Raw genomic sequence first — 22,251 nt, 5'->3', positions numbered from 1 at the left:
TTTATACCTTATATTTTTCTATATACCATTTTATAGTTTTTTCCAAGCCACTCTCAAAACTTTCTTTTGGTTTCCATTGTAAAGTATTTTTAAGCTTACTTGAATCTATAGCATATCTTTTATCATGCCCAGCTCTATCTTTTACAAAAGAAATTTGTTCTTTATATGAGTGTTGTTTTGGTAAAATTGTATCTAAAAATGAGCAAATTTTATAAGCTATGTCTATATTTTGCCATTCTTCGTTTCCGCCTATATTGAATGTATCAAAAAAAGTGTTTTTAGAATTTTCTAAAGCATAGTGTAAAATTTGCCCTATAGCTTCACAATGATCTTGCACAAAAAGCCAATCTCGGATATTTTTACCATCTCCATATATTGGGATAGAGTTACCATTTAGAGCATTTCTTATGATGGTTGGTATGAGTTTTTCATCGTGTTGATTCGGGCCATAGTTGTTAGAACAATTTGAGATTATAGTATTTAATCCATAAGTATGATGATAGCTTCTTACGAGCATATCTGAGCTTGCTTTAGAGGCAGAATAAGGCGAATTTGGAGCATATGATGTTTTTTCTGTAAAATAACCATCTTCTCCAAGACTTCCAAAAACTTCATCTGTGCTAATATGATAAAAAAGAGTTTTGTTAAATTTTGGATTTTTCACAAATGGCTCTAAAAACCAATGTTTGTAGGCATTGTGTAAAAGATTAAAAGTTCCATTGATATTGGTTTTTATAAAAATATCAGGATTTTGTATGGAATTATCTACATGTGATTCTGCTGCAAAATGAATAACTATATTAATAGAATGTTTTTGAAAAATATCACGGACTAGTTGTTGATCGCAAATATCTCCCTTGTAAAAAGTATAGTTAGGATGATTGCTACTTACTTGAAGGTTTTGTAAATTTGCTGCGTAAGTTAATAAATCAAGATTGATGATTTTATCTTTTGAATGATGTTGTAAATAATGATTTATAAAATTACTTCCTATAAAACCCGCTCCACCGGTAATTAAGATATTATTCATTTAAAAACCTTGTAAAATTTTTTGAAGATAGTTTCCATAGCCACTTTTTTCTAATAATTTAGCTCGTTTTAAAAGCTTAGTCTCGTCAATCCACCCATTTCTAAAGGCTATTTCTTCTAAGCATGCTATTTTGTAACCTTGTCTTAATTCTATTGTTTGCACAAAAGAGCTTGCTTCTATAAGACTATCGTGTGTTCCGGTATCAACCCAAGCAAAACCTCTTCCTAGAATTTGAGATTTTAGTTTTTTTAGTTTTAAATACTCTATATTTACATCAGTTATCTCTAGTTCACCTCTTTGACTTGGTTTGATATTTTTAGCTATGTCTATAGCCTGATTATCATAAAAATATAATCCTGTAACAGCATAATTGCTTTTAGGTTGTTGAGGTTTTTCTTCTATACTTAAAACTTCTCCATTTTTAGAAATTTCTGCCACCCCAAAACGTTCTGGATCTTTTACATGATATGAAAATATACTTGCATAATGATTTTTTGCATCTTCTTTTGCAGTTTTAAGTATATCTGTAAAGCCTTGTCCGTAGAAGATATTATCTCCTAAAATTAAAGCTATGTCATCATTTTTTATAAAATCACTTGCAAGTATTAAGCCTTGTGCTAACCCTTCAGGTTTTTCTTGAATACAATAGGATATATTCATCCCAAGCCAAGATCCATCTTGAAAAAGTTCTTGAAATTTTACTATGTCTTTTGGTGTAGATACAATTAAAACTTCTTGAATTTGAGCAAGCATTAACACCGAAAGTGGATAATAAATCATAGGTTTATCATAGATTGGAAGTAATTGTTTACATAAAGTTAAAGTGCTAGGATATAGTCTTGTTCCAGAGCCACCTGCTAAAATAATACCTTTCATTTTCTTCCTTGCAATGTTTTCTTTATGCTAAAATAAAATCTAAATATTTCTCTAGTAATTTTTCGAAGTATATTTTTAGGTTTTTGGTTTCTTTGTCCAATTATACTATTTAATGATGACAAATAAATTAAAAAAGGTTTATATATGATATTTTTCACCTTGTGATAATAATACATATCCATGTAATCATCTACCGGTTTAAACCAATATTTTGCCTTGTTTGTAAATTTTATGGCAGCACTTGGATGAAGGAAATAACCTAAAGCACCGCTGATATTTTCAAAACTTTTAAAAAAATTGCTATTTATTTGATAAATTTTCTTATCAAAAGAATAGTGAAGTCTTATGTATTCATAATTGCTATTTAGTAGTTTTTCAATGATGTTTGGATTATTTAAAAATTCATCACTAAAAATAACATCATCTTCTAAAATGATGATGGGATTATTAAGTTCTTGGCATTTTTTCCATAAACTATAATGAGATGCAAAACATGATTTTTCACTATCACTAAGTTCGCGGCCAAGCACAAGTTGACACCACCATGGGAAATGACTTTTAAATTGCAAATGCTCGTTTTTAGAGCCATCGATAGCTCTAAAAAATTCAAATTCTAGTAGATCTTTTAAATTTGGATTGTATGTAAAGAGTTTTTGAATTTGTTCTTGCATAATTTTTTTTCTATCTTTTGAGCGTTCTAGATTGATGATAAAAACTTTTACTTTTTCCAAACTCTACCCTCTAACCCTAAAATTTCTTTTTCTAAGATTTCTAATATTTTTTCATTAAAATACTTATATGGAAAAATATTAGCTAATTTTTTAATGTGTTTTAAACTTTGCTTTTTATGCTCATAATTTTGCCATAAAATTTCTTTATTTTTGTTTTCATATCTGCCATTTTCATTAAATTCATAGTGGTATATACATTCTTTCGATACAAAAAAACTCTCACTCAACATAAAATTTATATAATTAAAAAGCACATCCTCCCCATAACAAAGTCTTTCTTTAAAATCAACATGCTCAAAACTTTTTAAAATCAAATTTTTTCTATATACCTTTGCCCAAACACTCCAGCAAAAATGCTTTTGCTTAAGTAAAAATTCCAAAAATTCATTTTTTTTAAAAAGTTCATCTTGTTTAAATCTATAAAATTTCTTAAATTTCACTCTATGCACATACGCATCAAACACTACCATATCTACATTTTTAATTTTTTCAAACCCAAGCTCACAAGCGTTAGACTCTAAATAATCATCCGGATCTAAAAACATTATATAGGGTGAGCTTGAATTCAATACACCTATATTTCTGCTAGCAAAGGTTCCTAAATTCTCTTTATTATGTATGATTTTTATCCTATCATCTTTACTAGCATATTCTTTAGCTATATCTATACTTTTATCATTACCACAATCATCTACTACAATAATTTCTATATTTTTAAAAGTTTGGTTAATACAACTTTCTAATGCTCTAGCAATATATTTTTCCACATTATATGTTGGCAGTATGATGGAAATTTGACTCATTTTAGCTCTTTAATAAAGTGATGATATAATTATAACTTTTATTTTTAAGGAAAATTATGAATATTTTTATCAACCTTCCCACTTGGCTTGGCGATGCGGTGATGGCTAGTGCGGCTATTTATGCTATAAAAGAAAAATACCCCCAAGCTAAATTTACTTTTTATGGTTCTTTTGTGAGTACAGAGCTTTTTAAATACTTTGAAAATGCTCAAATTTTAGTAGAAAATAAAAAACAAAGATATAAGCAAATTTTAAAAGCTAGAAAAAACCTTGGTAAATTTGATTTAGCTTTTTCGTTTCGCTCGGCATTCTCAAGCAAGATTATTTTAAATCTAATCAAAGCAAAAAAAAGATTTTATTTTGATAAAAATATTCTAAAAGAAGAACACCAAGTCTTAAAATACTTAAATTTCATAGAAAAAGCTTTAAATTTTAAAGCAACTTTAAATGTTTTAAAACTCCCTATAAAAGCAAAATCAACTCAAAAACTTTTGGGTATAAATGCAGGTGCGCATTTTGGAAGTGCGAAAAGATGGGAAGCGAGTTATTTTGCAAGGGTAGCAAAAGAATTTAGTTTTACGCATAAAATTTTAATCTTTGGAGTAGAAAGCGAGAGAGAAATTTGTGATGAAATTGAACATTATCTTTTAAAAGAAGGCATAAAGGCAAAAAATCTTTGTGGTAAAACTAACATTTATACTTTATGTAAAAATATTTCTATGCTTGATTTACTCATCACAAACGATAGTGGTCCTATGCATATAGGTGCAGTTTATGGGGTGAAAACAGTAGCTATTTTTGGTTCGACTAAATTTAGTCAAACTTCACCTTGGCAAAAAAATGCTAAAATAGCGCATTTAAATTTAGCTTGTATGCCTTGTATGCAAAAGACTTGTCCTTTAAAACATCACAAATGCATGAAAGACTTAAAGCCTGAGGTGGTGATAAATTTAGCAAAAACATTTTTTTAACATATTTTTCTTTGTATTTGGGTTTAAACCTCTTGCAAAAGCTTGATAAATGTGTTAAACTTAACAATCATTTTTAATCAAGGAGCTTTTTATGACTAAAGCAGATTTTATTTCTCAAGTTGCTCAAACTGCTGGGCTAACTAAAAAAGATGCAACTGCAGCTACTGATGCAGTAATCGCTACTATTACTGATGTATTAGCTAAAGGTGATAGCATTAGCTTTATTGGTTTTGGTACATTTTCTGTAGCCGAAAGAGCTGCTAGAGAAGCTAGAGTACCAAGCACTGGTGCTACTATCAAAGTACCTGCTACTAAAGTTGCTAAATTTAAAGTAGGTAAAAACCTTAAAGACGCGGTTGCTGCTGCTAAAACTGCTAAAAAAGCTAAAAAATAATTCTTTGCGCAAAAGTTTCTAACTTTTGCGTTTTTCTTTATAGATTAAGTGTTAATTTTCTTTTGATATTGTTTTTAAAAACATTAAAAGGAAAACAATGTCAGTTTATAATAATATCTTAGATTGTATAGGTAATACCCCGATTATTTCTTTAAAAGAATTTGCTCCAAATCTTTATGCTAAATGTGAGTATTTTAATCCAAGTCATTCTATAAAAGATAGAGCGGCTGTAGAGATGATAAAACAGGCTTTAAATGAAGGTAAGATTAATCAAGAAACAACCATTATAGAAGCTACAAGTGGAAATACTGGCATAGCTTTAGCAATGATTTGTGCAAGCTTAAAACTTAAACTTATCATAGCTATGCCTGAGTCTATGAGTATTGAGCGTAGAAAAATGATGAGTTTTTTTGGTGCAAAGCTAGAGCTTACTCAAGCAAGTAAAGGTATGCAAGGAGCACTTGATAGAGCTAATGAACTTTTGAGTGAAATTCCAAATTCGTTTATGATAAGTCAATTTGAAAATATCAACAACAAAAATGCACATAGAAAAAATACTGCTTTAGAAATTTTAAAAGCTTTACCTGATCTTGATATTTTTTTAGCAGGTTTTGGTACAGGTGGGACTATTAGCGGGGTAGGAGAAATTTTAAAAGAACATAATCCTAATATCAAAATCATAGCTTTAGAACCCGCAGCTTCGCCGCTTTTGAGCCAAAATACCGCTGCAAGCCATAAAATTCAAGGTATAGGTGCAAATTTTATCCCTAAAATTTTAAATCAAAAAATCATAGATGAGATAGTTTGTGTAAGCAATGAAGATGCTATAAATACAGCTTTAGAACTTGGTAAAAATGGTATAATGGCAGGAATTTCAAGTGGCGCAAATGTTTTTATGGCTAGAAAAATTGCCTTAGAAAATCCTGATAAGAAAGTTTTAACTATGCTAAATGATACAGCCGAACGGTATTTATCAACTGATTTATTTGCAAATTTATAATTTGGAGTATGTATGAGTCAAAATAATGAGCATTTTGATTTAGATCTTGAAAGAGCGATTTTAAGCTCTTGTATTTATAGTGAAGATTCTTTTTTTAGTATTTCTTCAGATATTGAGATTAATGATTTTTCGCTCAAAGCTCATCAAGATATTTATAAAGCGATTTTAGCTTGCGTGAATGCAGGTGAGCCAATAAGTGCAAGTTTTATTAGAAAACATAAAAAAATAGACGAGCAAATTTTAGCTGAAGTTTTAGCTACTACTTCCATAGCAGATGCGAGTAAATATGCTTATGAACTAAGAGAAAAGTCCATTAGACGACAACTTTTAAATTTTGCTTATACTATACCTACAAGGGTTAATGAAGATAAAAGCATTTCTCAAATTTCAGATGAAATAGGCAAAGAGATTTTTAATCTTACCAACCGTGTAAATAGTAATAGTATTAAAGATATGACTATGGTTATGTCTGAGCTTATGGATGAGTTTAAAAAGCAAAAAGAAGCTGAAAACAAAGACATTTTAGGACTTGATACAGGTTTTAGCGAGCTTAATAAAATGACAAAGGGTTTTAAGCCTGGTGATCTTGTAATCATCGCTGCACGCCCAGGTATGGGAAAAACTACAATTTGTTTAAATTTTATAGAAAAAACACTAAGACAAAATAAAGGTGTTGTAATGTTTTCACTAGAAATGCCTGCTACACAAATCATGCAAAGATTAATCAGTGCAAAAACCTCCATTCCTTTGCAAAAAATTCTAATCGCAGATTTAAACGATGATGAGTGGAGTAGGGTGGGTGATGCTTGCAATGAATATGCGCAAAAAAATCTTTATATTTATGATAGCGGTTATGCTAGTATAGCTGATATTCGTTCGATTTTACGCAAAATTAAAGCCCAAGATGAAAGTATTGAGCTTTGTGTGGTAGATTATATCGGTCTTATGATGAGTAACTCAGCTTTTAATGATAGGCATTTGCAAGTGAGTGAAATTTCAAGAGGTTTAAAGCTTTTAGCAAGAGAATTAAATATGCCAGTGGTGGCACTTTCGCAATTAAATCGTTCATTAGAAAGTAGAGCAAATAAACGTCCTATGCTTAGCGATTTAAGAGAGAGTGGTGCTATAGAGCAAGATGCAGATACTATTTTATTTGTATATAGAGATGAGGTTTATAGAGAACAAGAAGAAAAAGAAAGAGAAAATAAAGCTAAAAATGAAGGCAAGACTTATGAGAGAAAATTTATGCCAAATCCTGTGCAAGAAAAGGCTGAACTCATTATAGGTAAAAATAGAAATGGTCCTGTAGGGCATGTGGATTTGCTTTTCTTGAAAGAAAAATCGTGCTTTATTGAAGCTCCAAAAGAAGATTTTGTGGTTACAAACTTTGAAGGTTAATTCAAAGGGTAACCATAATTTCTATGCATAAAAAGTTCTAAATCTTTAAAATCAATTTTTCCCATTAACTCTTTCACAAGTTGCTTATACGCTATTTTTCCATCTTTGACTACAAAGGCTGCTCTTGCTAATAATCCTGCAAATATACTATCATTTATTAACACCCCATAGTTTATGCCAAAATCTTTAAAAGCAAAATCACTTGCGGTTATAATATTACCAATCCCTTCAGTAGCACAAAAGCGATCCATAGCAAAAGGTAAATCCATACTAATAATAATAACTTCAATATTTTTCATAGAAGCTAGTCTTTTGTTGGTTTCTTTGGCTTGTTTTGAACATACTGGTGTATCCAAGCTAGGTAGAGTTAATAAAATTTGAGTTTTCCCAGGTGGTGCTATTTCTACTGGAGCAAGATTTTTGGTTTTTAGAACTACCTTTGGAGCATTATCACCAACTTCTAGTTCAATTCCTGCAAGTTCTATATTTTGACCTTTGTATGTAATGCTTGCCATAATTTCCCTTTTTTATAATAAAATCATTTTTGCTAAAAGTAAGAAGCTAAAAAATCCTAAACCATCTGTGATTGCAGTAATTACTACACTTGATCCTACTGCAGGATCGATTTTAAATTTTTTTAAAGTTAATGGCACAAAAGAGCCTACAAAACCAGCTAAGGCTAGATTAATTAGCATTGATAAGGCTATAACAAGCCCCAAAAGAGCTGTTTTAAACCATATGAAAGCTATAATGCTCATAATACTAGCAAATATAAACCCATTGAGTAAAGAAATTCCGCTCTCTCTTAATATAACTTTTTTAGCATCTTTAAATTCTACTTCATTGAGCGAGAGCTTTCTAACTGTTACTGCTAAAGCTTGTGAACCTGTGTTACCTCCCATGGAAGCTACAATAGGCATAAGTACTGCTAGAGCTACAAGTTGTTCTATTTCACCTGAAAAAAGACTGATGATATTAGCTGAGATTAATGAAGTGGTAAGATTAATCATAAGCCAAAAAGCTCTAGCTTTAGCCGCTTTAAAAGCACTTTCTTCTTCAACATCTGCATCAACTCCAGCTAGGTTATAAATTTGCTCTGTTGCATTTTCTTGGATTAAATCATGAATATCATCATAAGTAATTCTACCCAAAAGTACTCCATCGTCATTTACAACCGCTAAAACACTCAAATCATAATCTTCTACTATATCAATAGCCTTTTGTATATCTTCATGATCTTTTATGCTATAGCTTTTATATCTTTCATTGTTGTTTTTAATAATATCTGCAAAACTTAGTTTAAAATCCCAAAGCAAAAGATCGCTTAAGTTGATAGCATTGCAAAGCTTCCCTTGATTATTTATGATGTAAACTTGAAAAATTTGATCTACTTGTCCTGAATGCTTTAAAATTCTATATCTTTTAATAGCCTTTTCTATACTCTCATCAATAGAAGCTGTGAAAATTTCTGTTTGCATATAAGCACCAGCAGTATTTTCATCATAATTTTTAAGGCGTAAAATTTCTTCTTTATCTTCGGAACTTAAGCGGTTTAAAATAGCTAAAGTTTTTTGTGGATTTAGCTCTTCAAAACGCTTAATTAAGTCTGTTGCATCATCACTTTCAAGCTCTTCTACTGCTTTTGCAATCTTTGTAATACTTAAGTGTTCTAAAATATCTTCTAATATATGTTCAGGTGTTATAGTAGCCACATTTGCAAGTGTGTAAGTATCAAAAGATTTAAGAGTTTGCAAATAAAGCTCTTCGTTGTATCTTTTGATAGTCTTTAGGGCTTCATTGGTTTCATAGGTGCTTTGATCTTTGGAAATATTTTTTAAAAGTTCTTGTGCTTCTAAAAAATCATTCATCATCTCAAAGCTCCATAGAATTTTCTATGTTTTGTTCTTTTGGTGGATTTTTATAGTTTTCATCAATGCTTTGTAAGCGGTTTTCATACTCTTTTGCCATTTTTAAAAATTCTTCTTTATTTCTGCCACTTAGGCTTGATTTTGGAATTTTCACTATGGTTTCAGGATTAATTGCTTTATTATTTAGATAAAGTCCAAAATGCAAATGTGGTCCAGTACTCATACCAGTAGAGCCTACATAAGCAATTACTTGGCCTTGTTTAACTTTTTGACCACGTTTGATTTTTGCAAAACGGCTAAGATGAGCATATAAAGTCATATAGCCTGATACGTGTTTTACTTGTACAACCTTACCATAACCACCTTTTGTTCCAACAAAACTAATTGTTCCATCTCCTGCGCTCTTAACCGGAGTACCCGTTGGAGCGGCATAGTCAATACCTAAGTGAGCTCTATAACGTTTTAATATAGGATGATATCTTGCTCTAGTAAAACGATCTGAAATCCTTGTATATTTAACAGGTTTAGTTAAAAAGAAATTTTCAAGTTCTTTTCCTTGAGCATTATAATAAGAATCTTTATATAAAAACACAGAATATTCTTTACCTCTAATATTAGCTAAAGCTGCTTGGATATTAATATCACCAAAAAGTCTCCCTAGTCTTCTTTTTTGCTCATAAATTAATACTACGCTATCGCCCTTTCTGACATTTTTAAAGTTAACACTATTTTTAAAAGCTCTTACCATGGCTCTTGCTAAGGTTACACTACCACTTTCATCATAAACATCTTGATAAGCTGAGTTGTTGATAGCTACGCGAATAGTTCGTTTTTCTTTAGTGTAAGAAATAGGAGTAAAACTCAATACAAATTTATTTTCTATATTTTTGTAAATATGAATTTGTAAATCATCACTAATTGGGATTAAGACTTGCTCAAGTTCACCTTGCTCATCTTTTAGCATTTGGTATTTAACACCACTTGTGATTTCTGCGCTTAGTTCTTTATCTTCTCCATCAAGATTATAATATAAATTAAGTGGTATAGAATGATCTTGTAAAAAATCAAGTAAAGTTTTGCCATTTTCCCAAGAAAGTTCTTCAACACTTGAGATAGCAAAAAGTTTTATGGATATAAGTAAAGATATGAAAATTTTTTTCATGACAACCTAAAGCCTTCTAAAATTTAAACATAAATTTGTATTTTACTTAATTTTTCTTACAATTTTGTAAGGAAAAAACAATATAATTTATTTTTACACTTTTTAAGGAGTATAAATTGCCAAGAATTATCTTAATGCTTTGTTGTTTTTTAGCATTTTTACAAGCAAAAAATTTTGATTTAATACAAACAAAACTTGAACAAGTAGATGATATTTATGGTTATATAAAAGATGATCCTAGAATTTTATTGTACTCAAGTGGTATAGTTGTACATGAAATTGATACACAAAAATCTATCATTGCAAGAGTTAGTGTGATAGGGCGTGAAAATGGCTTAGTTAAATTGCAATTTAAAGTTTTTGATATGTTAGCTCAAGATGCTATGCCTTTACCAAATGTATTGCCACAAGTAGGCGATAAAATAGTTTTAAATTATTTATATGATAGAGCTTTGATTATAGCTCCTGATAAAAGTGTGTATGATTTTATAGCTCAAAAATTAAATGGAATTTATTTTTTACATCCTGATTTATTTGGTGCTCATATGATACAAGAATACCGCCAAACTCCAAGAAGATCTGACTTTAGATCTTTTTGTTCAAAAAATGCTGTGGGGCTTTTAGTAGTAGCTTTAGAAAATAAAGCTGAGATAGTTGATTGTCAAGACTTTGGCAAGATTGAAGAATTTAACATACCGCAAGCTCAAAGTTTACAAATTCCATTTTATTCAAGAATCACAGGTTATAAAAGTGATATTTTTAGCTTAAATGATGAGGCCATTGGAAATTATTATGTATATTATGAAAAACTAATTAGCTTAACTAGAGAAAAATAATGCAAGAAATTCATCAAAAATTCTTTCAAGATCTTTTAGGGGTTGAAAATGCACATTTTGATCCTATCCATAAAAGAGCGTATAGCTATGATGCTACTAAAAAGCATTATTTGCCTGATGGAGTGCTTTTCCCAAGAGATGAAAATGATATTAGTCAAATTTTAAAATATTGCAATGAAAATAAAATCATCGTTATTCCTAGGGGATCAGGTAGTGGATTTACTGGTGGAAGCTTAGCCGTTAATGGCGGAGTAGTGCTAAGCTTTGAAAAACATATGAATAAAATTTTAGAAATTGATCTTGAAAATTTAGTCGCAGTAGTACAACCTGGTGTGATAAATATGGCTTTACAAGAAAAAGCAAAAGAATATGGTTTATTTTATCCACCTGATCCTGCTAGCATGGAGTATTCTTCTTTGGGAGGAAATGTAAGCGAAAATGCAGGGGGTATGAGGGCTGCTAAGTATGGTATAACTAAAGATTATGTAATGGCTTTAAGAGCAGTTTTACCTAATGGAGAAATCATTAGAGCAGGTAAAAAAACCATAAAAGATGTGGCAGGCTATAATCTAGCTGGAATTTTAATAGCAAGTGAAGGGTCTTTGGCTGTGCTTAGCGAGATTACTCTAAAACTAGTAGCTTTGCCAAAGTTTAAAAAGACAGCTATGGGGATTTTTAACAGCATTGATGAAGCGATGAATGCAGTTTATAAAACTTTAGCTAAAGGTGTAACTCCTGTATCTATGGAATTTTTAGATCAATTAAGCATACAAGCATTAGAGCAAAAATTCCAAAAAGGCTTACCTATGGATGCGGGTGCGATTTTAATCGCTGATGTAGATGGTAATGTAGAAGAGGCTTTGGAGGCGGATTTAAAAATCTTGCAAGAAAGTTTTTATGAATCTGGTGTAAGAGAGTTTAAAATAGCAAAAGATGAACAAGAAGCAGCTGATATTTGGTTTGCTAGAAGAAATTGCTCTCAAAGTATAGCAATGTATGGAAATTTAAAGCTTAATGAAGATATTACAGTACCGCGTTCAAAACTACCTGAGCTTTTAAAAGGCATAGCTGAAATTTCTAAAAAATATGGTTTTAAAATCCCTTGTTTTGGTCATACTGGCGATGGGAATGTACATACTAATGTAATGGTAAGTGATAAAAACAATCCTGAATTAGTTAAAAAAGGTTATGAAGCTGTAGAAGAGGTGTTTAAGCTTACAGTCTCTTTAGGTGGGACTTTAAGTGGAGAGCATGGTATAGGCATTTCAAAAGCTCCTTTTATGAAGCTTGCTTTTAGTGAAGCTGAAATGGACTTAATGAGAAATATTAAAAAAGCATTTGATCCAAATAATATACTCAATCCTTTCAAAATGGGACTTTGATGAATTTTAAAAACTTATTTAAAATTCTTTTAGCTTTAAGAGATAAAGAAATTTTAAATTATGCTGCGGCTTTGAGTTTTTATACTATCTTATCTTTAATACCACTTTTGTTTTTGTGTTTTTGGGTTTTTACCCAAATTCCAAGTTTTGAAATATATCAAGAAAGAATTAAAAATTTAATTTTTACTTTTTTAATCCCAACTCAACAAGAATTAATCATACAATACATCAATACATTTTTAAAAAACAGCGTAAATTTAGGACTTATAGGACTTTTGGCTATGGCTTTGACTTCTTTGGCTTTTTTTTCAGGTTATGATTATGTGATTAATAAGCTTTTAGAAGAAGATTCTAAAAGTCTTTGGCACAGTATAAGTTCTTATTGGACTTTAGCAACTTTAACTCCGCTTGGACTTGGGGTGAGTTTTTATATTTCAGGTTTTATACAAAAAACCTTAGATGATTTTAATATTGCTTTAAATTTTTTCGAGATTTTACCCTATGTGATTATATGGGCTTTATTTTTTGTCTCTTATTCAAGTTCAGTAAGCAAAAAAGGTGATTTAAAAACTTTACTTATTAGTTCTTTTGGTGCTTCTGTAATTTGGTATATTTCTAAGATGATTTTTGTATATTATGCTGTGTATAATAAAACTTATTTAAATGTATATGGTTCTTTTTCTGTAATATTATTTTTCTTTTTGTGGATTTATATTTCTTGGATTATTTATCTTTTAGGATTAAAGGCTTATTTGCTTTTAAATCAAGAAAATAAAGGGAATAAGCCCAAGAGAAACTACAAAAAGAGCTAAGTATTTATTAAATATAGCGATTAAAGATAAAATTAAATAAATAAAATAAAACACAAAAGGTATTGATAGATTAATCGCATGCATTTTAAACTCAAAAAAGTGCATTAAATATAAATCTAATAAATTTCCATAAGAAAAAATATGCAAGATCAAAACCAAAGGATAAAATATTATAAAGGCTAAACTTAAAGGTATGGCCAAAAATTGTTGAAAGCTAAGTAGAGGAAAAAAGTATAATACAGGGATAATCATTGCTAAAAAAGTCCAGATATTTAGCAAAAAAACATGAGTAAAATTTGAAAATTGATCTTTAAAATGATGAAGATATAAATAAATATAAAAAACTCCTAAAATAGAAAATAAAAACCCAACGCTAAAAAGAAATTTTGGAAAAATACTAATGCAAAATGTTATACTTAAAAATAAAAATTTAAAACTGAATATTTTAATATTTTTACTAAATAAATAAAAAGCAAAAAGACTCATCAGTAAAGCTCTTGTATAAGAAGGGCTAAAGTCTATTAAAAATATATAAAAAATTAAAAGTGAGAAAGCAAAAATACTAATATCAAGTTTCAAACTTCTATAAGGAAAATATCGTTTATGAAAAAAAGCATATAAAGGAGCAAAAATCAAAAAGCAAAAACTAAATAACAAGCCCAAATGATATCCACTAATAGCAATTAAATGTGCAATATTGTAAAAATTTACATCATTTCTAAGTTCACTTGATACATTTTTTGCAAAAAATAAAGCCCCATAAAATTCTTTGATTTTTTCATTATGATGTTGATTTAAAAAATACCTTATTAGGGTATTTTCTTTTTGTGTTTTGGTTTTGTTAAAATCATAACTTGGCGCATAAAAACTTTTACTAAGATAATCTTTAAAGTTAATATTTTTAGTAATAATTCTAAGATTTATCATATCATTTTTACTTAAATTTAGATCTTTAAAGCTAGTGGTGTAAAAAATAAAATCAGAATTTTTGAGTTTTAAAACTTGATATTTTTTACCTTTTTTATTAGTTTTTTCATAAGAAGATAAAATGATGTTATCTTTAAGTAATAAATGCTTAGTAAGTTTAAAATTTTGATATTTTTTATACTCATAGATGAGATTTAAACTAAAAATTGCTAAAAAACATAAAAATAAAATAAAAAATTCTCTATAGGTTTCTTTTATAGAGAATTTTAACCTCATTTTTTCTTAGAAAAGCGTGATAAATATAACCATATAATAAAAATTAAAGTGATTATAAAAACAGGAGCTATGTAAGGATAGTTGGCAAATGCTTCAAAAGTTTCTTTTAGGGTATTTCCAAAAATAAAACCAGCATAACCTAACATAACAGCCCAAATCAAACTAGCTAAGGTATTGATGATAAAAAATCTTACAAAGCTAAATTTACAAAGACCCGCTGCTATAGGAATGATGGTTTTTACTCCATAGATAAATTTTTGCACCACTAAAAGCAAATCACCATATTTTTTGATTTTCATCATAGCAAGAGCGATTTTTCTTCTATGATTTTTAAAATAAGGCATTATGTCTTTTTTATAGTATTTTCCCAAGATAAACAACAAGGTTGAGCCTATGGTATTAGCTAAAAAGGCTAAAAATATACATAAATGCAAATCAAGTTTAGTAGAACTTGCACAAAGCACTCCTGCAGCAAGTATAGCAACCATACCTCCACCAAAAGAATAAAAAAATAAAATTAAATAGCCATAAGTACTTAGATTATCTATCATTTCTTGCATGAAAAACCTTATCTTGCAAAATCAATTGCTCTAAGCTCTCTGATGACATTGACTTTTATTTCGCCAGGGTATTGAACTTTTTCTTGAATTTCTTCAGCTATTTCTTTAGCTAAAAGGACAGATTCATCATCATTGACTAATTTTGCATTAACAATAACTCTAATTTCCCTACCTGCATTAATGGCATAAGCTTTTTTAACACCTTCTTTACTCTTTGCTATGTCTTCAAGTTCGCTCACTCTTTTTAAGAAGGCTTCTAAAACTTCACGTCTTGCACCAGGGCGTGCAGCGCTTAGTGTATCTGCTGTACAAACTGCAGCTGATTCTATGCTAATAGCTTCTTCATGCCCATGATGAGCATAAATTGCATTAATCACAACAGGATGTTCTTTGTATCTTTTGCAAAGTTCAGCTCCTAAATCCACATGAGAACCTTCAAATTCATGCGTTAAAGCCTTGCCTATATCGTGTAAAATCCCAGCTCTTCTTGCTAATTTTTCATCCCCACCACACTCAGCTGCTATAATTCCAGCTAAATGCGCCACTTCTAAAGAATGTGCTAGAGCATTTTGGCCATAACTTGCTCTATATCTTAATTTTCCTATTAATTTGACAATTTCAGGATGTATATTATTAAGTCCTAAATCCATTACTATAGTTTGACCTTCTTCTAAGATATTATCTTCAAATTCTTTACAAACTTTTTCATGAATTTCTTCTATTTTTGCAGGTTGTATTCTTCCATCTTCAACTAAAAGTTCAATCACCTTTGTAGCAATGGCACGTCTATATAGATTAAAACAACTTACTATAATTGCTCCAGGTGTATCATCGATGATAATATCAACACCCAAAACCATTTCTAAGGTTTTAACATTTCTCCCTTCTTTACCTATAATACGACCTTTTAGCTCATCATTTTTGATATTTACTACATTGATTAATCTTTCAGCGGCAAATTCCCCTGCAAATCTTGAAGTAGCTTGTGCTAGGATAAAATTAGCCTTTCTTTTAGCTTCATTTCTAGCTTCTTCTTCATATTTTCTAACAATATGAGCAATCTCAGCTCTTGAATTTTCTTCTACTTTTTGTAAAACTATATTTTTTGCTTCTTCTTGTGTAAGACCAGCTGAATGTTCAAGAATTTTTAATACTTCACTAAGCTTTGTCTCATAATTTTGTTTTAAATTTTCATTTTCCTCGTGTAAAGCTTTTATAGCTTGTTGCTCTTTTGCTAACTTGTTTTTATTTTCCTCATGAAGTTTTTCTTGATAATGAAGATTTTGTTCTTTTTTATTAAGCTCTTCTAGTTTAATAGAATGTTCTTTTTGTAGTTTTTGAATTTTTTCATCAAATTTTTTCTTTGCTGCAAATTCAGCTTCAGCAACTGAATTTTTGGCATCTTTAAGTGTTAGTTCAGCTTCATATTCAATGGCTTTTGCTTTTGCTTTTGCTTGCTCTAAAAAGATATTGAAATTTGCATCATTAATCTTTTTGGCGACTATATATCCAATCCCTCCGCCTATAAAAACGGCTATTAATGCGACTAATATTTCTATCATTGTTTTTAACTTTCCTAAAATATTTTTTATAAGGGTTTATATAAAAATTTCCCTTTATATCATGATCTTGGCTAAAAAATTGATCAGATTTTGCATCAATCATTTGTGTAAAAACAACCAAAGGTTTTTTATAAGAAATGCTTTCAAAAAACCTATCGTAAAAACCTTGACCATGACCGATTCTTCCTAACTTTGCATCTACGCCTATTACAGGAATAATCGCAACATCAATGCGAGTTTGCAAAAAAGAATCTTTTGGCTCATACACCCCAAAGCTCTTTTTTTCAAGAGCTAATCTTAATTTTACTACCTTTAAACTTTTATCTTGCATAAATGGGACGAAAATTTGATATTTTTTTGTTAGAAAATGTCTGAATTTATAAAGATTAATTTCATATTTTAAAGGGATATATATAAGGATGTTTTTACAATTTTTGTATAAATTTAGAATTTTCTTTATTTCTTGAAAAACCAAAAAATCCCTTTTGTATTGATATTTTAATTTTAAATGCATTTTGGATTTTTGTTTTATTCTAAAATTGTTTTTTATCAAGGCTTTCCTTAAAGTTTTTAACTTTTTATGTTATACTTTTAAGCTTAAAAAATCATAAGGATAAGACTTGAAATTTAAAATTTTTTTAGTAATTTTTATTATGATATTTTTTACTTCATGTTCTAGTGATAAAGAAAATTTTAGCACTGAAAATACAGACAATGCAAGTTTAACTCAAAGTGAAAATACTGATTTTACTTTAAAATTTTTAGATGGTGGAAAAATGTATGTGAAATATCATGAGCAAGCATTTAATTTTGATGATACAACTAAAGCTAAGTTGTTTGTTTTTTTTACGACTTGGTGTACACCTTGCAAGGCTCAAATTCCACATTTAAATAATCTAAATAATAAATATCAAGATAGATTTGAAGTAATAGCGCTTTTTTTGGAAGAGAATAAGGAGCAAGAAATATTAACTTTTATAGAAGATGAAAAAATGAAATTTCCAGTAGCTATAGGAGAGAATAATTTTGTTTTTTCTAAAGTTTTAAATGTCAGTTCTATTCCAACAATGGTGTTGTTTAATACAAAAGGTGAAAAGATTAAAGAGTATTTGGGGATAATTCCTGAAGAAATGCTAGATATAGATATACAAAAAGCGATAATGTGATGTTTGGATTTTTAAAAAATGGTTTGAAAAAAACCTTAGAAAGTATTCATTTAGTTAAGGCTTCAAATAAAATCATTACCAAAGATTTGCTTGAAGAAATGCTTTTAGAAGCTGATGTGGCGTATGAAATAGTTGAAGAGATTATTTATTATCTTCCTCCAAATGATGAGGTCAAAAAGGCTGATTTAGAGCGTGTTATGGGGACTTATTTTATTTATGATAAACCAGAACTTGCTAATGCCAAACCTTTTGTGGATTTGATTTTAGGTGTAAATGGAGTGGGTAAGACCACAAGCATTGCTAAAATGGCACATTTGCATAAAGAAAATGGTGAAAAAGTTATACTTGGAGCTTGTGATACTTTTAGGGCGGGAGCTATAGAGCAGTTAAAATTATGGGCGCAAAAATTAGATATAGATATCATAGCTACTTCACAAGGACATGATCCTTCAGCTGTTGCTTATGATGCTATTTCTAAAGCTTTAGCGAAAAACTATAATAGGGTTATTTTAGATACAGCAGGACGCTTGCAAAATCAAAAAAATCTTGCAAATGAGCTTGAAAAAATCGTTCGTATAAGCGATAAAGCTATGCAGGGAGCTCCTCATAGAAAAATTCTTGTGCTTGATGGTACTCAAGGTGTGGCAGGAATTTTGCAAGCAAAAGCTTTTAATGATTTAGTAAAACTAGATGGAGTGATTATTACAAAACTTGATGGAACCGCAAAAGGTGGAGCTTTATTTAGCATAGCAAGAGAGCTTGAGCTTCCTATTTTATATGTAGGAGTAGGGGAGCAGCTAGGACAAATTCATGAGTTTAATCCTAATGAATATGTTAAAACTTTAGTTGAAGAGATTTTTGCATAATTTATGGCTAAAAAACAAATTTTATTTGAATGTCAAGCTTGTGGAAATCAACAAAGTAAATGGCTAGGCAAATGTCCTGAATGTAGCTCTTGGGATAGTTTTGTTGAGTTAAAGCAAGAACAAATTAAGGTTTTAAAAGAGTTAAATTCACTATCAAACACTCCAAGTTCTGCAGTATGTATAAATGATGTTATAGCAGAAAATTTTACACGTATTAGCACTGATGATAATGAACTTGATTTAGTTTTGGGTGGTGGGCTTGTTGTGGGTTCTTTGGTGTTAATTGGGGGTTCACCTGGGGTTGGAAAATCCACACTTTTATTAAAAATTGCTTCCAATTTGGCTAAAAGCGGTAAAAAAGTACTTTATGTAAGTGGAGAGGAGAGTAAATCTCAAATCAAACTACGTGCAGATCGTTTGAATGCAAATTGTGAGAATTTATTTTTACTTACTGAACTTTGCTTGGAAGATATTTTAAGTGAGCTTTCTAAAAAAGATTATGAAATTTTAATTATTGATTCTATTCAAACTTTATATTCTAACAAAATTACTTCAGCAGCAGGTAGTATCACCCAAGTTAGAGAAATTACTTTTGAGTTAATGCGCTATTCTAAGGCTAATAATATTAGCACTTTTATCATAGGCCATATTACTAAAGATGGGGCTATAGCTGGACCTAGAATTTTAGAGCATATGGTAGATGTGGTGCTTTATTTTGAAGGTGATGCTAATAAAGAAATAAGGATTTTAAGAGGTTTTAAAAATCGTTTTGGAAATATTTCTGAAGTTGGTATTTTTGAAATGACTTCTAAGGGTTTAATTAGTGCTAAAGATATAGCTAATAGATTTTTTACGCGTGGTAAGGCAGCAAGTGGTAGTGCTTTAAGTGTGATAATGGAGGGAAGTAGAGCTTTAGTGTTAGAAATTCAAGCCTTAGTTTGCGAGAGTGCTTATCCAAAACGCAGTGCAACAGGCTATGAAAAAAATCGTTTAGATATGCTCATAGCTTTACTTGAGAGAAAGCTTGAAATTCCTTTGGGTCATTATGATGTGTTTATTAATGTAAGTGGTGGGGTAAAAATTAGCGAAACTGCGGCAGATTTAGCGGTGGTTGCAGCGATTATTTCAAGTTTTAAAAACCGTCCTTTAAGCAAAGATAGTGTTTTTGTGGGTGAGCTTAGTTTAAATGGTGAGATTAAAGAAGTATTTTCGCTTGATGTGCGTTTAAAAGAAGCTAAAATGCAAAAATTTAAAAATGCCATAGTGCCTGTAAAACCTATGGAAGAACTTGGTTTAAAATGTTTTGTAGCTAAAGAATTGCGTGAAGTTTTAGAATGGATGTAAAATTTGATGTAATCATTATAGGTTCAGGACTTGGAGGCTTAAGCGCAGGTGCTTTTTTAGCTAGAAATGGTAAAAAAGTTTTAGTTTTAGAACAGCATTCTTTAATTGGCGGTTGTGCTACTTGTTTTCAAAGAAAAGGCGTTTTGATTGATGCGGGGCTTCATGAGATGGATCTAGGTGAAGTAAAAACTGACATGAAGCATTTGGTTTTTGAAAAACTTGGTATAAAGAATAAAATTGAAATTTTACCTTTACCAAGCGCATGGAGTATTAAAAGCAAAAATTATAATCTAACTTTGCCTCATGGTATAGAAAAAATAAAAGAGGTTTTGAAAAAAGAATTTCCACAAGAATGCAAAGGTATTGATAAGTATTTTAAAGCTATAAAAACGCAAGCTTATGCTATTCGAAGATTTCCTTGGGATTTAAAATTAAGTGAATTATTGTTATTTCCATTTAGCACTTCTTGGATATTTATCAAAAATAGATTGTTTAATAAAAAGGTTTATGATATTTTAAATGCTTATATTAAAAATGATAAGCTAAAAAAGATTTTAAATGCAAATATGAGTTATTATCATCATGATAGTAAAGAATTTATTTTTAGTTTTCATAGTATTGCTCAAAAGCATTATTATGATGGTGGGGTGTATATTAAAGGTGGCTCGCAAGCTTTAAGTGATGCTTTGGCTGAGGTTATCAAAGAAAATCAAGGACAGGTTTTAGCCAAGGCTGAAGTTGTTAAAATACTCACAAAAGATCAAAAAGCTTATGGAGTAGAATACATTCAAAATAATCAAAAACACGCCATCCATGCGCAAAATATCATTGCAAATTGTGATCCTTTAATCGTATATAAAGACTTGCTTAAAGATTTAAATTTAATCCAAGAAATCAAAGCAATAGAGTCTAAAAAGCGCGCTTGTTCTTTGGTAAGTGCTTATTTTATTTATGATAAAGATATTTCTAAAATTTATGAAAATATGGATTATTGCAATTTTATATTTGAAGATGATTTTTTAAATAGCTCATATGAAAATACTAATATTTTAAAACTAGATATCAAAAAAAGACCTATGGCTTTTGTGAGTTATTCTAAAATTGATAGTGGCTTAGCTAGCGATAAATGCATAGGTGCTATAGCCTTTAGTTCAAATTATAGTGAATGGGATTTAAATAAGCAAGATTATAAAGCTAAAAAAGAAGAAGTATTAAAAGCTATAGTGCAAAGACTAGATGAGATATTTCCAAATTTAAGCTCACACTTAATCCATCAAGAATTAGCTACGCCAAAAACTATACAAAGATATACTAAAGCTTACGAGGGCACAATTTATGGATTTTCTCAAGATCAAGAAGGGGCTAAATATAGATTGCATTACAAAAGTAAAAGTATAGAAAATTTATATTTTGCTAATGCTTTTATATTTCCTGGAGGTGGTTTTACAGGTGTGGTTTTGGGTGGATATTTTTGTGCTAATAAAATGAATTTTCATTAAAATATAAGCAATTTTTTTTTATAATATTAGCTTTGAAATATTTATTCTGCTAAGGATTTTTAATGAAAGATTTATTTTTATTTAGTTCTTTTATAGATTCTAGTCACACTTTTGCATACTTTTTTCATTTGGGTATAGTGGTTGTGATTTCTTTGATTTTAGCAAAACTTGCTACAAGATCCATGCAAATTGTCCCAAGAGGTAGTCAGAATTTAGCTGAAGCTTATATGGAAGGCATTTTAAGCATGGGTAGAGATACCATGGGTAGTGATGAAGCTGCTAGAAAATACTTGCCTTTAGTTGCAACTATAGGTTTTATGGTGTTTTTTAGTAATATCATAGGAATCATACCAGGTTTTGAAGCTCCAAGTGCTAGTTTAAATTTTAGCGCTTCTTTGGCTATTATAGTATTTGTGTATTATCATTTTGAAGGCATTAGAACTCAAGGATTTTTTAAGTATTTTGCACATTTTATGGGGCCTGTTAAAATTCTAGCACCTTTAATGTTTCCTATAGAAGTGGTTTCTCATTTTTCAAGAGTTATTTCTTTATCTTTCCGTTTATTTGGTAATATTAAAGGAGATGATTTATTCTTAGCAGTTATTTTAGCTCTTGTGCCTTGGGTTGCACCACTACCTGCTTATATGCTTTTAACTTTTATGGCATTTTTACAATCTTTTATTTTTATGATTTTAACTTATGTTTATTTAGCAGGTGCAACTGTAGTTGATGAACATCATTAATTTTTAAAAAGCAAAAAATATTTTTTGCTTTTTTCTTTTTTAATA

General features: G+C 29.8%; 23 protein-coding genes. 12 read left to right on the top strand and 11 right to left on the bottom strand.

Translation table 11 applies throughout. The features are described from left to right. Position 1: 1 nt before the first annotated feature. The 4 genes from rfbB to CLCT_RS05995 are packed head-to-tail and all read right to left on the bottom strand — an operon-like array spanning position 2 to position 3,440. The gene (rfbB, locus tag CLCT_RS06010; protein ID WP_149062575.1) at positions 2–1,030 is read right to left on the bottom strand and encodes a dTDP-glucose 4,6-dehydratase; all 1,029 of its coding nucleotides are present in this window, start codon (positions 1,028–1,030) and stop codon (positions 2–4) included. Further along, positions 1,031–1,906, bottom strand: a complete 876-nt coding sequence (gene rfbA, locus CLCT_RS06005) for a glucose-1-phosphate thymidylyltransferase RfbA (protein ID WP_149062574.1) — start codon at positions 1,904–1,906, stop codon at positions 1,031–1,033. It lies immediately after the preceding gene. Next, the gene (locus tag CLCT_RS06000) at positions 1,903–2,577 is read right to left on the bottom strand and encodes a glycosyltransferase family 25 protein (RefSeq protein ID WP_249040763.1); all 675 of its coding nucleotides are present in this window, start codon (positions 2,575–2,577) and stop codon (positions 1,903–1,905) included. The genes rfbA and CLCT_RS06000 overlap by 4 nt, the downstream gene beginning before the upstream one ends. Before the next feature lie 47 nt (positions 2,578–2,624). Continuing rightward, the gene (locus tag CLCT_RS05995) at positions 2,625–3,440 is read right to left on the bottom strand and encodes a glycosyltransferase family 2 protein (protein ID WP_149062572.1); all 816 of its coding nucleotides are present in this window, start codon (positions 3,438–3,440) and stop codon (positions 2,625–2,627) included. A gap of 56 nt (positions 3,441–3,496) precedes the next feature. Between CLCT_RS05995 and CLCT_RS05990 the strand changes: the two genes are divergently transcribed. The 4 genes from CLCT_RS05990 (at position 3,497) to CLCT_RS05975 (ending at position 7,203) form a co-directional block, all read left to right on the top strand. Then, positions 3,497–4,411: a glycosyltransferase family 9 protein gene (locus CLCT_RS05990; RefSeq protein ID WP_149062571.1), complete on the top strand. Its 915-nt coding sequence runs from the start codon at positions 3,497–3,499 to the stop codon at positions 4,409–4,411. 91 nt (positions 4,412–4,502) lie between these two features. Then, complete coding sequence (locus tag CLCT_RS05985; protein WP_039619003.1) at positions 4,503–4,805, top strand: HU family DNA-binding protein; 303 nt, start codon at positions 4,503–4,505, stop codon at positions 4,803–4,805. 97 nt (positions 4,806–4,902) lie between these two features. Beyond that, positions 4,903–5,805 carry a cysteine synthase A gene (gene cysK / locus CLCT_RS05980; RefSeq protein ID WP_149062570.1) on the top strand — a complete coding sequence of 301 codons (903 nt, stop codon included), beginning with the start codon at positions 4,903–4,905 and terminating at the stop codon, positions 5,803–5,805. Positions 5,806–5,817: 12 nt separating this feature from the next. Beyond that, positions 5,818–7,203, top strand: coding sequence for a replicative DNA helicase (locus CLCT_RS05975; RefSeq protein ID WP_039668728.1), 1,386 nt, complete (start codon positions 5,818–5,820; stop codon positions 7,201–7,203). Here the strand turns inward: CLCT_RS05975 and tpx are convergent. Genes tpx through CLCT_RS05960 form a run of 3 tightly spaced genes read right to left on the bottom strand, consistent with a single transcriptional unit; the run spans position 7,200 to position 10,233 of the window. Beyond that, on the bottom strand, positions 7,200–7,718 hold the full coding sequence (gene tpx, locus CLCT_RS05970) for a thiol peroxidase (RefSeq protein WP_149062569.1): 519 nt from the start codon (positions 7,716–7,718) through the stop codon (positions 7,200–7,202). The two genes, CLCT_RS05975 and tpx, sit on opposite strands and share 4 nt — an antisense overlap. A gap of 12 nt (positions 7,719–7,730) precedes the next feature. Then, positions 7,731–9,074, bottom strand: a complete 1,344-nt coding sequence (gene mgtE / locus CLCT_RS05965; RefSeq protein WP_039668726.1) for a magnesium transporter — start codon at positions 9,072–9,074, stop codon at positions 7,731–7,733. A gap of 1 nt (position 9,075) precedes the next feature. Next, complete coding sequence (locus CLCT_RS05960; RefSeq protein WP_039668725.1) at positions 9,076–10,233, bottom strand: peptidoglycan DD-metalloendopeptidase family protein; 1,158 nt, start codon at positions 10,231–10,233, stop codon at positions 9,076–9,078. Between the two features lie 125 nt (positions 10,234–10,358). On the opposite strand from CLCT_RS05960, the gene CLCT_RS05955 reads away from it, so the two are divergent. From CLCT_RS05955 to CLCT_RS05945, 3 genes are read left to right on the top strand one after another with little or no spacing between them, the layout of a single operon-like run. Next, complete coding sequence (locus tag CLCT_RS05955) at positions 10,359–11,069, top strand: plasminogen-binding N-terminal domain-containing protein (protein ID WP_394349073.1); 711 nt, start codon at positions 10,359–10,361, stop codon at positions 11,067–11,069. Continuing rightward, complete coding sequence (locus tag CLCT_RS05950; RefSeq protein WP_149062567.1) at positions 11,069–12,451, top strand: FAD-linked oxidase C-terminal domain-containing protein; 1,383 nt, start codon at positions 11,069–11,071, stop codon at positions 12,449–12,451. Before CLCT_RS05955 ends, CLCT_RS05950 begins: the two co-directional genes overlap by 1 nt. After that, positions 12,451–13,263, top strand: coding sequence for a ribonuclease BN (locus tag CLCT_RS05945; RefSeq protein ID WP_039628795.1), 813 nt, complete (start codon positions 12,451–12,453; stop codon positions 13,261–13,263). The genes CLCT_RS05950 and CLCT_RS05945 overlap by 1 nt, the downstream gene beginning before the upstream one ends. Here the strand turns inward: CLCT_RS05945 and CLCT_RS05940 are convergent. Genes CLCT_RS05940 through CLCT_RS05925 form a run of 4 tightly spaced genes read right to left on the bottom strand, consistent with a single transcriptional unit; the run spans position 13,210 to position 17,141 of the window. Next, positions 13,210–14,466 (bottom strand): ComEC/Rec2 family competence protein, encoded by a 1,257-nt coding sequence (locus CLCT_RS05940; RefSeq protein ID WP_149062566.1) that lies wholly within the window; start codon positions 14,464–14,466, stop codon positions 13,210–13,212. The genes CLCT_RS05945 and CLCT_RS05940 overlap by 54 nt on opposite strands. Continuing rightward, positions 14,463–15,026: a DedA family protein gene (locus CLCT_RS05935; protein WP_149062565.1), complete on the bottom strand. Its 564-nt coding sequence runs from the start codon at positions 15,024–15,026 to the stop codon at positions 14,463–14,465. Before CLCT_RS05935 ends, CLCT_RS05940 begins: the two co-directional genes overlap by 4 nt. Before the next feature lie 8 nt (positions 15,027–15,034). Next, positions 15,035–16,588 (bottom strand): ribonuclease Y, encoded by a 1,554-nt coding sequence (gene rny / locus CLCT_RS05930; RefSeq protein ID WP_039628788.1) that lies wholly within the window; start codon positions 16,586–16,588, stop codon positions 15,035–15,037. Further along, positions 16,512–17,141 carry a 5-formyltetrahydrofolate cyclo-ligase gene (locus CLCT_RS05925; RefSeq protein ID WP_039668719.1) on the bottom strand — a complete coding sequence of 210 codons (630 nt, stop codon included), beginning with the start codon at positions 17,139–17,141 and terminating at the stop codon, positions 16,512–16,514. Before CLCT_RS05925 ends, rny begins: the two co-directional genes overlap by 77 nt. Positions 17,142–17,208: 67 nt before the next feature. Here CLCT_RS05925 and CLCT_RS05920 point away from each other — a divergent pair, with 67 nt between their 5' ends. The 5 genes from CLCT_RS05920 to CLCT_RS05900 all read left to right on the top strand — a co-directional run bounded on the left by CLCT_RS05920 (position 17,209) and on the right by CLCT_RS05900 (position 22,206). Then, entirely contained in the window at positions 17,209–17,754 is a 546-nt protein-coding gene (locus CLCT_RS05920) for a TlpA family protein disulfide reductase (RefSeq protein WP_149062564.1), read from the top strand. Then, entirely contained in the window at positions 17,754–18,620 is an 867-nt protein-coding gene (gene ftsY / locus CLCT_RS05915; protein WP_149062563.1) for a signal recognition particle-docking protein FtsY, read from the top strand. The genes CLCT_RS05920 and ftsY overlap by 1 nt, the downstream gene beginning before the upstream one ends. A gap of 3 nt (positions 18,621–18,623) precedes the next feature. Continuing rightward, complete coding sequence (radA, locus tag CLCT_RS05910; protein WP_149062562.1) at positions 18,624–19,964, top strand: DNA repair protein RadA; 1,341 nt, start codon at positions 18,624–18,626, stop codon at positions 19,962–19,964. Further along, positions 19,955–21,463 (top strand): phytoene desaturase family protein, encoded by a 1,509-nt coding sequence (locus CLCT_RS05905; protein WP_149062561.1) that lies wholly within the window; start codon positions 19,955–19,957, stop codon positions 21,461–21,463. The genes radA and CLCT_RS05905 overlap by 10 nt, the downstream gene beginning before the upstream one ends. A 62-nt stretch (positions 21,464–21,525) precedes the next feature. Continuing rightward, positions 21,526–22,206: a F0F1 ATP synthase subunit A gene (locus tag CLCT_RS05900; RefSeq protein ID WP_039668715.1), complete on the top strand. Its 681-nt coding sequence runs from the start codon at positions 21,526–21,528 to the stop codon at positions 22,204–22,206. Positions 22,207–22,251: the final 45 nt, after the last annotated feature.

Source organism: Campylobacter lari subsp. concheus, assembly GCF_008245025.1.
In the GTDB taxonomy this organism is placed as follows: Bacteria; Campylobacterota; Campylobacteria; order Campylobacterales; family Campylobacteraceae; genus Campylobacter_D; species Campylobacter_D concheus.
The sequence above is the reverse complement of the archived record's forward strand: the minus strand, read 5'-3'. Positions and strand labels throughout refer to the sequence as shown.